The 12994-nt window shown below is 52.8% G+C and carries 16 protein-coding genes and 1 pseudogene; all 17 read right to left on the bottom strand.

Annotated elements, in window-relative coordinates; genetic code table 11:
- Positions 1–229: pseudogene (locus CRG49_RS10585) on the bottom strand (hypothetical protein); the annotation flags it as partial.
- On the bottom strand, positions 226–795 hold the full coding sequence (locus CRG49_RS10580; RefSeq protein ID WP_097784603.1) for a YmfQ family protein: 570 nt from the start codon (positions 793–795) through the stop codon (positions 226–228). The gene CRG49_RS10580 and the pseudogene CRG49_RS10585, both read right to left, overlap by 4 nt.
- 3 nt (positions 796–798) lie before the next feature.
- Complete coding sequence (locus tag CRG49_RS10575) at positions 799–1851, bottom strand: baseplate J/gp47 family protein (RefSeq protein ID WP_097784602.1); 1053 nt, start codon at positions 1849–1851, stop codon at positions 799–801.
- Positions 1852–1864: 13 nt separating this feature from the next.
- Positions 1865–2212: a phage GP46 family protein gene (locus CRG49_RS10570; protein WP_097784601.1), complete on the bottom strand. Its 348-nt coding sequence runs from the start codon at positions 2210–2212 to the stop codon at positions 1865–1867.
- A gap of 133 nt (positions 2213–2345) precedes the next feature.
- Positions 2346–3008 (bottom strand): phage baseplate assembly protein V, encoded by a 663-nt coding sequence (locus CRG49_RS10565; RefSeq protein WP_097784600.1) that lies wholly within the window; start codon positions 3006–3008, stop codon positions 2346–2348.
- Complete coding sequence (locus CRG49_RS10560) at positions 3005–4213, bottom strand: phage baseplate assembly protein (protein ID WP_229436957.1); 1209 nt, start codon at positions 4211–4213, stop codon at positions 3005–3007. The genes CRG49_RS10565 and CRG49_RS10560 overlap by 4 nt, the downstream gene beginning before the upstream one ends.
- The gene (locus CRG49_RS10555; RefSeq protein ID WP_097784599.1) at positions 4203–5534 is read right to left on the bottom strand and encodes a DNA circularization protein; all 1332 of its coding nucleotides are present in this window, start codon (positions 5532–5534) and stop codon (positions 4203–4205) included. The genes CRG49_RS10560 and CRG49_RS10555 overlap by 11 nt, the downstream gene beginning before the upstream one ends.
- Complete coding sequence (locus CRG49_RS10550) at positions 5531–7768, bottom strand: phage tail tape measure protein (protein ID WP_097784598.1); 2238 nt, start codon at positions 7766–7768, stop codon at positions 5531–5533. Before CRG49_RS10550 ends, CRG49_RS10555 begins: the two co-directional genes overlap by 4 nt.
- Positions 7769–7907: 139 nt before the next feature.
- Positions 7908–8060: a TetR family transcriptional regulator gene (locus CRG49_RS10545; RefSeq protein ID WP_095503837.1), complete on the bottom strand. Its 153-nt coding sequence runs from the start codon at positions 8058–8060 to the stop codon at positions 7908–7910.
- Positions 8060–8467 carry a hypothetical protein gene (locus CRG49_RS10540; protein ID WP_097784597.1) on the bottom strand — a complete coding sequence of 136 codons (408 nt, stop codon included), beginning with the start codon at positions 8465–8467 and terminating at the stop codon, positions 8060–8062. The genes CRG49_RS10545 and CRG49_RS10540 overlap by 1 nt, the downstream gene beginning before the upstream one ends.
- Positions 8468–8470: 3 nt before the next feature.
- Positions 8471–8848 carry a phage tail protein gene (locus tag CRG49_RS10535; RefSeq protein ID WP_097784596.1) on the bottom strand — a complete coding sequence of 126 codons (378 nt, stop codon included), beginning with the start codon at positions 8846–8848 and terminating at the stop codon, positions 8471–8473.
- A gap of 64 nt (positions 8849–8912) precedes the next feature.
- A complete protein-coding gene (locus CRG49_RS10530; RefSeq protein WP_097784595.1) occupies positions 8913–10328 on the bottom strand; it encodes a phage tail sheath subtilisin-like domain-containing protein in 1416 nt (471 codons plus the stop codon).
- Positions 10328–10528: a DUF2635 domain-containing protein gene (locus CRG49_RS10525; protein ID WP_097784594.1), complete on the bottom strand. Its 201-nt coding sequence runs from the start codon at positions 10526–10528 to the stop codon at positions 10328–10330. The genes CRG49_RS10530 and CRG49_RS10525 overlap by 1 nt, the downstream gene beginning before the upstream one ends.
- On the bottom strand, positions 10515–11168 hold the full coding sequence (locus tag CRG49_RS10520; RefSeq protein ID WP_097784593.1) for a phage protein Gp37: 654 nt from the start codon (positions 11166–11168) through the stop codon (positions 10515–10517). Before CRG49_RS10520 ends, CRG49_RS10525 begins: the two co-directional genes overlap by 14 nt.
- A complete protein-coding gene (locus CRG49_RS10515; protein WP_097784592.1) occupies positions 11152–11580 on the bottom strand; it encodes a gp436 family protein in 429 nt (142 codons plus the stop codon). The genes CRG49_RS10520 and CRG49_RS10515 overlap by 17 nt, the downstream gene beginning before the upstream one ends.
- The gene (locus tag CRG49_RS10510; RefSeq protein ID WP_095501704.1) at positions 11580–11990 is read right to left on the bottom strand and encodes a hypothetical protein; all 411 of its coding nucleotides are present in this window, start codon (positions 11988–11990) and stop codon (positions 11580–11582) included. Before CRG49_RS10510 ends, CRG49_RS10515 begins: the two co-directional genes overlap by 1 nt.
- Positions 11991–12054: 64 nt before the next feature.
- The gene (locus tag CRG49_RS10505; protein WP_097784591.1) at positions 12055–12963 is read right to left on the bottom strand and encodes a Mu-like prophage major head subunit gpT family protein; all 909 of its coding nucleotides are present in this window, start codon (positions 12961–12963) and stop codon (positions 12055–12057) included.
- Positions 12964–12994: the final 31 nt, after the last annotated feature.

The following is a 12994-nucleotide window of genomic DNA, read 5'->3' as shown; positions in this document are numbered from 1 at the left end:
TGCCTGCGGTGATGGTGGTGTTGGCGTTGGCTTTTTCTGCTAATGCGTTTGCAATTGCACGATACATTTGGTTTGGCACTGCCCCATTAACTTTGGCGTTCAATCCAGTAATCAAACCAACAATTTCGCCTTGCACTGCATTAAGCCAATCAGCAGTTACTACCGTACCCAACACATCACGGCCGTTACCGTCGACAAACCGTTTATCGGGCGTGTTGATTTCTTTCATTTTGTTGCTCCATAGCTAAAGCCAACCCAAGTATGAGCAGGTTTTAAGTCTTTAAAAACAGTCTCTATCACATCGTCAGAATATTCGGTTAGGCGGCTGCCTGCTACACTGCCACCCGCACGAAAACGCCAAATATTTTGACTCTCCTTCTGTACATGGACACGCCAAGTCCAAATAATATCCTCAGGGGCAACAGCATCGCCTGCACGATTGATACCGGCACGAAAGGGTTGAGGCTCTTCAATTTCAATACGGTATCCGGCGGCCGCGGCCAATTGTATAAAATAGGGTATTGATAATCCGCCAACCGCATTAATTTTAGATACAACCCTGGCTACTCGTTGCTGATAATTTTTGCCGACACCATCAATATCCAGGAGACGCTCCCAAGCAACCAGCAAGGGCCCTGCCAGAAGAGGGGTAATGCTTGCTGATGCATTATCTGCCAACCGCGATACCTGATCTAAAACCCCTCCGTCAATTTTTGCCTGTGCTCTATGGCGATTTGTATTGCGCGCATAGGACACAGGGGGCAACAACCCCAACAAAACCTTTTGGTAATCCATTATTTAAATTTCCGTGACATTTATTTCACCTAAAAAAAACCAATCCATACGGTTACTGATATCGATAATAAGGTTGTTAGTGGGAGAGGTAATGCGGCGATCGGCAATGCCATTAATATTGCTAATGACCGCTTCTATCTTAGACAAAACAAGCTCTTCCCCCGGAGCCAACCCTGCGAAATAGCTTGTTAATGACTCCCGAATGCGTTGTTTCGCCTCAATAATATCGATACCGCTAAGCCGCACCCCTACCACCACCGGCACACTGATGATAGATGGCTTCATGACCAGGACACTTTTGGCTGTGACAGGCCGCATTTTGTCAATATAGGTTTGTGTATTTTTGACGATTTCGTCACTTGGCAAACCTCCTTCCGTAGTAATAACGACATCAACCGTGCCCAGGCCCCGCCGGAGTGGGTAAATATAAGCACTTTCTACCCCGTCTACCTGTTCTGCCCAGTCTTTATAGTCATGTATGTTTCCGCCGGTAGGCGGATGCCGGATGATTCTGAGCAATCGCTTCAGCAATGACGCATCGTTTTCGGCATCGGTGCCGCCTTCGGCATTAACCACACAATCACTTGGCACACCCGCAGGCGCAGCCATAAATTGCGCTTGGCCTTTTGAAACATTGGTATTCAGGCCTTTGTCTACCGCCTTAACTGCCACACGATAATGGCCGTCCGGCTGCACAATAGTCTGCTCGGTCGTAACAAAAAAACGCTCGTCCTGCTTGATTTGCAAACCAACATCAATCACAGCACCTGACAACGCGCCGCTGCCTGTCGCATATCCGGCAGAGCCGGTTGGATTTCGGCGGCGGATACCGCGTAAATTGGCGTGGCGTTCCAGATATTCACTATCTGCCGTGTCCGGAAAAATTTGACGCGTAATCCATGCCTGATGGGCATATTGGCCAACGGCCACGCTGGCCAAACGGCTGGCGTGGACAAAATGGTCGCTGTCGCTGCTGATATCGGCAGTTGGGTCTAAGGATTGTGTGTCGCGCAAAATACTGTCGCGGATTTCCTCAAAAGTCGGAATCTGAAACATCTTTAAAACCTTTTTAAATAACCGGCACGCCGTGGCGGTAATCAAAACCACCGGCCACCGTCTCCACTCTGATATTCAGATACAGCATGCCGTTGTGTGGCTGTTCTGCCGTCACCTCAATGCGTTCGGCACGGCCGTCATCCACAATCGGCTGCAAGGCTTCTTCCGCATATTGCTTGGCTAACAAGCCCACGCGCTCAAGGTCTTTTTCACGCTCGAGCAAATGCAGCAAAGAGCCGATGTTTTTATCCGCCCACCAACTGCCCAAAGGCGTTTTCAGACGGATATAAACCGCGTTTTTCAAGCTGTCGATGGTGCGGCCGGTATAGTCACCGGTTAGCGTGTCGAGTTCTTTATCCATGCTGCCATTTTATTCATCACAAATAAGCACATAGAGCAAAGGCCTTTCAACCCTGCACGCGCAAAAAGGCCGCCTGAAACCAGATATTAAGCATTACTTAAATACTGGTTTTCAGACGGCCTTTAACAACGGTTTAAACCACTTCGCCTGTTGTCGCACCATTGGTTTCGGTGTGTTTATGACCACTGCCCACATCTTTACCGTTGTTGGTCAACGCACCGGTGGTATTCAAATCGCCGACCATCTCCACATTGCCGGTAAATTTTGCGCCGCTGCCGCCTTGCACGGCCATGCCGCCGTTGCCGTTGATTTGGCCTGCGGCCGTTACCTGCTGCGTTGCACTCAGGTTGGGTGTGTCAAACGCTGCGCCACTACTGGCCGACACCTGATAGCTTTTGCAGTTGACTTTATAGACATCGCAATCCGCTTCAATAATCCGCCCTTGCTTAATCACGATTTTGGCTCCTTCGCTGCTGTAAATCGCGGTTTCCCCGGGCTTTAAATTCTTAACCCGAAAACTGCCATGCTCAGTGGCGACAATCACACCATGCGATGTCGCACCGCCCAGCGGAATCACGATGGCTTCCGTTCCCTCCGGTGGGGCACTGGTAAAGCCAAACTCTTGCAACTGCTCCAAATCTTGCAGCGTTTCATCGGCCAAACCGCTCAACTGCACACGTTGCACCGGCTCAGACGACACCACCAGTGTAATTTTGCCGCGAAAGGCCGCGCGCACCACATCACCCACTTCACGCGCCGTCTGCCCGACACGTTTTGCCATTTTTGCCAAACTCATTCAAATACCGCCACGCCGCTTAATTTAGATTTCGACTTAGCTGCTTTGCGCCGCGTTGTGTGGGCTTTGCGCGTTTGCGTGCGCTTATTCGCAGCCGCCTGTTTACTTTTATCGCTCACGCCTTTTTTCTTACCCTTACGGGCACGAGCTTTTTCCGCTTTGGCCTGATAAGCATCCGGTGTCCACACGCCATCTTCTTTAAGGCGCAACTCGGTAATCGTGCCATCCATGCGGCTCAAGCCGAAGCGTCGACCCATCAAGAAAAACACTGCATCAATGCCTTCCTCTTCATCAATCACATGCACACGTTGCCCGGGCTGCCACAACACACCGCTTTGCGTTTTGTGGTCGCCCACCGTAATGGTCAGCGTGAATCCCTCCAGCCGCCAATCCGACAACTGCTTTTTGGCTTGCTTTTGCAAAGCAGCCAAATTTTCCGCATCGTGGATAACCACCGTTTTCGGCTTGTGCAGGCTCATGCTCGGGTCTTTATGCACCCACTTCAAATCATGCTTGCTGCTGTCGCCGCGTTTGGCATGGCTTTGCCCCAAAAAAGTGACCTCCGAATATCGGTTTTCCACGCCGCGCTCAATATTGAGCTGCTGCACATTGCGCCGTTTATCGTCACGGCTCCAGCACAAGGTTGCCACCGGCTCGCTGCTGTAATCCGCACCACCCACAACCAACACGCCATCCGGCGTAAACCAAGGGTGCAGCCCGACCGAGTTGGCAATATGCGTCAACGCCTGCCATACCGTTTCACCGGGCTCGATATCGATTTTATCCAGCGTCTCGTTTTTCTCGGCACGCAGCTCCACCTTGGCAATCTGCGGCCACGGTTCGACCAGCTTTTTCGCCGCCGCCAACACCGTCATGCCTTTAACATTCAGCTGCGGCGCAGAGCAATCGACCAACAAGCCGGCCAAATCCCGACCCGACAAGCGCAAATCACGGCGACCCTTGCTTTTATCATCGCTCTGATTGTCGATAATCCCCGTCATTACGACCTGTTCATTAATCAACACTTCGCAGCTTTCGCCCGACAAATCCGGAATCTCGGTTGCGCCATAATGCAGCCCGACCGTCAAATCAAAGGCATCGGCAGGAATCAGAAAATCACTGTCGATACTGTAAGATTCCCAGTCGCGGTGCTCTTGGTCGCCGACACGAATGGCAATAGTGTTTTGATAACTGTTATTTTGCATAAGCATTCACCAACGTATTGCGCCGGATAAAGGCAGGGTGGGTAATATGCGGATTGAGCCGCACCAACTCATCCGCACGGCCGATATCGGCATAAAACGCAAACGCAATTTGATGAATGGTGCCGTCTAAAGGTGCACGGCGCACAACCAGCGGCGGTTTCTGATTGATGGCCGCCATCACCAACGCATTCAGACGGCCTGCCGTTTCGCGCAAGGCTTCTACCGTTTGATGACATGCGCTATACACCGATTCAGCCGATACCTGTTCAGCCAAAGCCTGTTTTTCCACCTCACGCAGTGTATTAATTGTTTCCTGAATACGGTGCCGCACCGCGCGGTTAATCTGCATTAAATCAGGCGCACTCATGTCTTCACCATAGTCTTCAACCATTTCCGAGGCCATTTCAACCAGCGCACCTGTTACCCACAATGCCAATACCAGCCGCAACGGCTGCAACTGCTTATCGGTCAGGCGGGTTAAATCTGACACCGCATTGCCGTGACGATCTTGCCGCAAACGATTGGGCACAGCCAACACCGATTCCGCCGTCTCCACCGCCTCATCAAAACGTTGGCGCACCGATAAACCACCGCTTTGCACATCCAAAACCGCACCGGCATCCGCCGCCTGACGCAAACCTGCCTCAATCAACTCATCCAATTGCTCAACTGCTGTTTTCGAGGCCGTCTGAAACATGCTTTGACTATAACTGCCACCTTTAAACGGCCAGCCGATGTCATCAAAGCCAAACAGCGAGCGTATCGCCGCAAAAGAGCCGGCCAAGCCACTGTAAATCCCCAATGCGCTGCCCCATAAATCCGATAAGCCGCCTTTAACCGCCAACACCGAATCAATAAAGCCCTCAGCCATGCTGCGGTAGGTGTCGATACGCGCAATCAGCCGTTCCAGCGCCATCAAAAACGAGTTTTCAAACACCAAAATCGGCTGCGCTTCCGTGCCTTCACGAAACGTAATATCAATCGCCGCCCAATCCACATTGTCGGCCTCATGGCGGTAGCTCCAACTGGCCGGCACCATATTGTGCATACGCCCCCAAACAGGATGCACCAGCACGCCGCCGCCACTTTCTTCCAACGCCTCCAACAGCTTCAACAAACGGCTCGAATACTGCCGACCGAAAAACACCGCACTGATATTGACCTCGCGGCCGGTGTTGCCCATGTCTTCCAAATCCACGCCCGACACAAACGGGCGCGCGTGTTCGGCCAACGCCTTGCCGTTGCGCTCTTCAATATGCTCAATATCAAACGGCACGCCTTTAAACGATGCCTCTTGTAAAACTGTATGCCAGCCGCTCATTGACCCGCTCCTCGGCCAAACATGGCCACCTGATAACGCGATACCTCATTGGCAATCACGCGGCCGTCAAGATTGACCGACATATTATTGGTAATCGTCGGATTCACCGCCGCCAAGGCCGCCGATATTTGGTCAATACGCGCACCGACTGCCTCCGCATTCGCCTGTACTGCTGCCGTGTATTCGCCCGTTTGTTGTAAAATCGATGCCTGATAAGTGGCCGTTTGCTGAGTAATTACCGGAGACAGCTTTTCAGGGGGCTCAGTAGGTACAGGCGGCATAGTTGCCGCAGGGGGCGGAGTTGGCGTTTGTGCTGCCTGTGGTACGGGTGGTTTTTCGCGCACCGCATCCGTTACCGCAGCATGAATCAAACCACCCACGCCACCAATAGCCGCACCCACAGCCGTACCGATGACCGGAATCACTGAGCCAACGGCAGCTCCCAGCATGGCACCGCCTGCCGCCGATTGCGCATAACCGGCACCGCGACTATCCAAACCACCTTCGAAAAAGCGTTTATTCTCGTTGCGGTTAATCCGTTGATGAGCATCCCCCAACAGACCACCGCCAGCACCGGCTACCGGCAGCGCAACCGCACCCACTGCACCTAAACCGCCTTTTAATAAGCCACCCAGCCCACCTTTCAACAAGCCACCCGCGCCGCCCATGCCGCCAATATTCAGCAAAGACATCACGCCCAGCGCACCGGCCGCAGCCGTGGCCGCAGCCGTTAAGGTTTGCATAGCAAGCGTGGCGTTCGGGTATTCCGCAGTCAGTTGTTTCAGTGCGGTTTCGGCTTCAACGGCGGCAGATACATCTTGTTTTAACAGGGCTTCGGCTTCGGCTTTTTCCTGCTGGAATGCGGCCGAGCTTTGCAATACTTGGTTTTTCTTATCAACCAAACTGGCTGCATCTTCCAAGCCCATCAGGTCTTGCATATATCCTTCTACCTGTGCCATATCTGATGCCGCCAACAGACCACCTTTGGCTTGGATATCAGGCAATAAGCTGGATAACACAACGCCTTTCATGATGTTCATTTGGCTTTCGGCAGTTTTATCGCCTGCGTCTGCTCGTTTTTTATAGGCTTGATATTCGGCATCTTTTTCCAGCATGGTATTGGCCAAGCGCGCTAAAACTTGCACCGCACTCTCACCGTTTTCCCTGCCTTTTAAAACCGAAGCCTGCCAATCGATACCTTGTCCGGGCGCATTGGGGTTGGCCATTTTGGATAACCGTTTAATCGTATCGGCAGACAACGTTTTTTCCAGCAGATTGCGTACATTGTTTGCCGCTTCGCTATTCGAGCCTGCCTTATTGGCCGCCGATTGCAACGTTGAAAGCAGGAAACCAAAACCCTGCAAACCATCCATACCGGCTGCCTTCGCTGCAGGCAACAGGGCCGGCAATTCTCGAACCATATCCGCAATTTCAAAGTTACCCTGCATACCCGATTTCATGGCGTATTCAAAGGCCTTACCCAAATCGTTGCCTTTAAAGCCGAAATCACTCAATACCTTCATCAATCTGGCAGTATCTTCGGGATTGTATTCGCCCACTTTTTCAGCACCCGCAATCATGGCTTTATGCGATGAATGTGCATTGCTTTTTACCTCGTCGTAGCTCATGCCGTTGGCCATCATACTGTTGACCAAATTCAGCGCGGCATCAGCATTGCCACCGTTGGCCTGCACCAATTCCAGCGCAAGGGCTTTGATGTCTGCCTTGCCTTGCGTGGCAATCCATTCAGCAGATTTGCTGTTGTCTTCGCCATAAGCCTGCCACGCCACTTGCGTGATATTTGCGTCTAATTGCTTGGCGTTGTTCATGGCCGGTTGCAGCACACCATAAGCCGCCATGCCACCCGCCAACATTGCACCGCCGACCGCCATACCTTTGCCAAACTTAGACTGCAAACCGAGCCCTTGATGGAGTTCGGCATTTAATTCGCGAATCTTATTGCGCGTGGCTACTGCCGCACGTTGTAAATCATTCTGTGAAGCGGTACCGCTACGCGCTAAACGACGGAAAGAAGCTTCAGTCTGTAAAATTTCACGGCGGATGGCACGCTCAGAGCGAATGCCGGCAGCCTCATAAGGCTTATTGGCACGCGCCAATTGCTGACGGCTTAATGCCGCGCGCGCAAGTTGTCGCTCGGTATCCTGCAATAAACGGACTGCACCGTTGTCTTTACCTGTTAGTGATAACACCAGATTCATGTTTCCGGCAGCCATAAAAAAGCCCTTAAACTTAAATTAACTCAAGGTCAATTATCGTTTAAAGGCTTGCCAAATCGGGATATAAGGCTTTTCAATCCTACTGCTGCAAAAAAGCCGTCTGAGAACAGTTTAACAGCTGTTTCAGACGGCCTTTTCATTCCGGCTTCTTCCGCCGCTGCGAAATAATCACATCACCACCGCTCTCAGGCTTAACCCCCAAGCTCAGCAATACATCATCCGCCCACGCGGCGGCTTCTGCATGGCTCATGGCGGCGACTTCGGCGGCGGTCAATCCGGCTTTCGCCATTAAGATGACGCTGCGGCGGTAGCTTCGGTGGACGTGTCGGTAGTCGTAGGGGTCTCGTCGGCCGCTGCGGTGGGTTTTGGGTTCACCGAAGCGGCGGCGGATTTTGCACGCAAATCGTCCATTGCGGCCATGATCAGGCGGTAATCTTCGCCGACTAGATTATCCATCAGGTAATCGACCGTCAAGGCTTCAGACGGCAAACCGTCAATGCTGACTTGTTGTGTCCAATACGCCAATGTCAGCGCAACCGATAACGCGCTTTCGGTGAGCTCTTTACCCTCGGCATAATCGTCAAACGCCGCCAGCGCATTCAATTCACCGCCGATGGTCAAGGGGCGGCAAACGGCGTTTTTACACACTTCGCCGTCATGCGGCAAACCCCAAATCAAGGTTAAAGGCTGCTTCATGGTTTATTCCTGAATTTTATGCAACGCCTGCATCTCAATGTCGATACGCGCTTCATTGTCGGCTTCGTATTGCTCTGAAATTTCCACGGTAAAGCAGTCGAGATAAGACGTGCGGCGGTCTTCTTTGTTAATCGGGTAAATCGTGATTTTGGCCTTGGTGATGTTTGCCCAGTCGATTTTCGTGCCATCAATCGGAATGGCCGCCGTTACCGACAATTTATGCTCAGTAATGCCGTCGGCGTAGCCCAATACACGGCCTTTGCGGTTCATCGTTTTGACCGGTTTGCGGCCGGTGGTGGTTTGCGGCTTCAGGCTGACGATGTCGATTTCCGCACCGTTGACTTCCATCACAATCGCGCCTGCGTAAGTAGCGTCGCTCATGCTGTTTCCTTTTTCGTTGTTTCAGACGCCTTTAAAGCGGCTTTAAAGGCCGTCTGAACAGGGTTTACAAAATCAAATCAATGCGACCGGCGAAAACGTGCAAGCCGTTGACCACATCAGCCGGAATCACTGCATTCAGACGGTTCGGGTCGTTTTCGGCGCGCACCATCTGCAATTTGCCTTTATTGGCTTCGGCGTTTTCGATGATTTCTGCGTCTTCCAGCTTAATCAACACGTCCAGCACTTCCGATTTCACTTTAGGCACCAAGGTATCCGACAGTTTGGCGCGTGGGAAACGCAGCGCAATACGCTCTTTCACAGCTTTGCGTGTGTAGTCGAGCGTGCGGATGGTGGTGATGTCCAGCAGGCTCGGGTCGTCCACATCGGCGGCCGACTTGGTGTAGGTCGACACCGCGCGCATAATCTGCACCTTGTTGTTGACCACGGTCAGCGGAGTCATGCCGTTGAACAGGGCGTTGTTGCACTCGGTAAACAGCGGCCAATCGGCATCCGGTGTCACGGTCAAGTCGTGTACTTCCAGCGTATTGAGTGGTTTGGCCGGGTCTTGCTCGGCGGCCAGTTGCGCCGCATAGCCTGCCGCAATCAACGCATTACCTTCAATCGCGCCTTTGTACCAAGCGCAAGTCACACGGCCGTCATTGAGTTTGGCGGCAAAGGCAATACCGGTGGCCAACGTGCCGCGCCAACCAAAGACACCAATACTGCCGCGCTGCTCAATGGCATTGGATACATCGGTCAAATGGGTGCTCAAGGCCTTGGCATTGGCATCATCCACAAACGGGCAGACAATCACATGGTAGTGTTTACCGGCCACCACAGTCAGGGCTTCGCTAATATCGGCATTTTTCTGGCCATTCGCCAACGCCGTTACATTGAAGCTCAAACCGGCCGCACCGGAATGTACCGATACGGTAATTTCATTGCCGATTTCGCCTTTGTTTTTGGCGGTTAGGCTCACCGTTGCGCCCAAGCCGCCGCCCGTTACCAAGCAGGCAGGCGAAGCAGCAAGTTTGGCGCGCAGCTTGTCGGCTACGGATTCAGCAGTGGCACCGGCGGTAACCGCAATACTGTACTCCACACCGCCAATCACCAAATCCACCGCACCGGCGGTTGTCGCCTCACCCGATACCGCCACGCTGCCAACCGCCGCCACACCGGCTTCATGGTCAGGCACACCGATAACGGTCACATCCAAATAGGCATTATTGCTGAATACCTGTTTGACCATCGCTTGCGCCCAAGAGCCTTGGCCAAACAGCTCGCCTGCCTGTGCATCGCTATACAGTTGCACCGGCGTGCGTTCAGGCTGTTTGCCGTCAGCCAACATCGGGCCGATAATCAGCAGCTTTTGCGGATTCTGCGGCAAACCCTGCACGACAGTGCGGGTGTTGAACTCGATGTATTGGCCGGGTACGCGCACTGCGCCCGGAATCGTATCGAAAGAGATTTCTTCAGCCATTATTCAGCACCTTTTTTCTTGGCGGTTTTCAGGTCGGCCGCAAGGCCGTCTGAAACCTGAATCAAATCACCCTCGGCAATCAGGCGGCGGTAGTAGAGCGCATTGTCCACTTCCACCGGCGTATCGCCGATGTATTCGTAAGGGTTGTGCGCCATTGGCACACGCAAGCCGTCGGCGGCTTTGACTTTAATCTTGTTCATCGGATTTCCTTAAATCAAAGTGATGCGGCAGTTTTGCACCGCTGGTCGGGTCAATAATCAGGCCGTCCATGATTTCAAACGGCGCATAAGGCTCGGAAAGCTCGCCTTTGTATTTGGTAAACAGATAATCGCGGTCAGCAGGATCGTGTGTCTCTTCGGGGAAACGGCCGTTTTCCAAGGCCACGCTGTCCCAATTCAATTGGTATTCCACCGCATAAATCGATACGGCCGCATTGCTCACCAACACATGATTGGCAATCGGGCGCACCGCCTTGGGAATCAGACCGCGTGAATCATTACCGGCCACACGCTGCCCGTCGAGCAGACGGCGTACGGCGGTAATCAAATCGTTGCTGCCAATTTCGCGGCGGTCGATACCGCCTTGGCGCAAGGCCTGCTCATTACGCAGCGAGCGCGTAGCGCACATCACCACAAATTCGCCGATATTTCGATAACGAAAATTACCGCTGTCGGCCTTTTCCGTTTTGCAGCCGCCGAATGTTACCCACACCGCAGGCAGGGTATTGATTTGGCCGGCCAAATCGTCAGCCTCGCCGTTGTAGCTTTTTACACTGCGCACCATTTGCCCCAAACCGCGTGTCAGGCGGTCGGTTATCGCTTGCTCAATCTGTGTGATCACGGGTAAAAATCCTGTTTTTCGCGTTCACAAACACAATACCGTCTGCATCTGTTTCAATTTCCGCGCCATCATCATCGATGCCAAGCTGCAATTCGCCTTTGGCCAAAGCACGCAACAAATCCAGCACATCGATTTTGTAGCGATTGCGGATTTCTTCCGTAATCAAGACACCATTGGCAGCGGTCAGCCGATAGCGGGCAATGTCGCAACACAGTCGCACCAATATGGGCGGCGTTTCAGCAAATGGCCGTTTGAAGCGGCCGAGATAGGCATCGATTTCCGCTGTTGCGTCATCCAACGCCACCAACGCTACATCATCATCAATCAAGCCGTCTTGGTTGCGGTCGGTCATCTGAATCACTTCCAAATCACCAAATCGCGCCACCATATCGGCAATGCCCGCATAAGCCATTAATTGACCTCTTCGCGTTGCAAGGCAGGCTCGTCAACAATGCGCTGCCACGCTGTTTCACCGACTTCGGCACGTTTCACCACTTGCCATTGGTCGGTAAACAGCACACCGCCGCGCCACAGCTCTTTGCCTTTGGCCGCACGCACGCGCAGGGCTTCGCGGCTGTCGGTTGCCGTATCGGCCTTTACGGATTGGCCGCGCAGTGCAGCCAACTCACGCGCCAAGGCTTCTTTGCCGTCTTCGGCTTCGGCCAGTTTGGCGGTCAGGTCTTCGATTTCGGCACGCGCGGCAGCCAGTTCGGCCTGTGCTTCGTCCAGCTTTTGCTGCAAAACCGCTTCCACGCCCAAGTCTTCAGGTTTGGTTTCTGCCGTTGCAGCAACATTCACTTCTTTTTTAACGTTTTTTGTCATCGCAGACTCCCTTTTCAGACGGCCTTTAAAACCTGATTAAAGGCCGTCTGAAATCAGTTGAAAGTTACAGGTGTACCGAAACGTGCAGCTTCAGGCGGCCTTTGAAGGTGTTGGTCGTACCGTTGATTTTGTCGGCTTCCAACAGTTCGCGTGCCGTGCCTTCCAGCTCCGGCGGAACCACCAGCAGGCCCGGCTTCACATCGAGCTTGTAGCCGCCGTTGGCTTCCAAACGCTGCATCTTCACGATGATTTTTTCCAAGTTTGCCTTGTTCAAGGCCGTTTTCTCGGCCATGTGCGCCAGTTGCCACAGGCCGAAACCGGCAGCGCAGCGGCGGCGCGAACCATAGAGGTACACGTCTTCCATAAACACTTTGTCCGATTTGGCTGGGTCGAACTTGGTTTCAAATTCCGGCTCGGTGCGGCTTTGAAACACCAATGGCTTGAGCGTTTTGGTGTCGTCAATCACATACCAGGTCAAGGCATTTTCATCCGTGCCGGTGGTGATATTGGCGGTCGGCGTGTTGTCGCCTTTGCCATCTGTTTTGCTGTTGACCGGATGGTCGGTGTCGAAGAAATACTGGCCGTCATAGCAAGTGGTGGTTTTGCCTTTTTTCAACAAACCCCACACCAAATCATCGGGCAATGCTGCCGCTGATTCACCCATCGCCTGCATCATCGGGCGATACATGCCGACCTGATCGTCTTCGATATCGGTGCGCTCCACACCAACGGTCGCTTCGTATTTTTTATTGGCAATGCTCATGGCCTCAGTTGCCATTTTTTCGATTTGGCGCTCACCCACCCATTCGCGCATTTTCGGGAACTTGCCCAGCCAGCCGTAAGTATTGATTGCGGTGGTCGATGGCACAGTCATGGCGATGGTTTGGTAAGACGGTTTTACCGATTCAATACCGGTTTGAAATTCTTTGCGGAAAGCGGCGGTAATCGCCGTTAAGATGGCTGCTTTATCCATTATTCAGCTTCCTTTTCTTTGATTTTCATAA

This window comes from Neisseria sp. N95_16, assembly GCF_002551535.2.
GTDB classification, from domain to species: domain Bacteria; phylum Pseudomonadota; class Gammaproteobacteria; order Burkholderiales; family Neisseriaceae; genus Neisseria; species Neisseria brasiliensis.
Note: the sequence above shows the minus strand (reverse complement) of the source record. Positions and strands in the feature narration are given on the sequence as shown.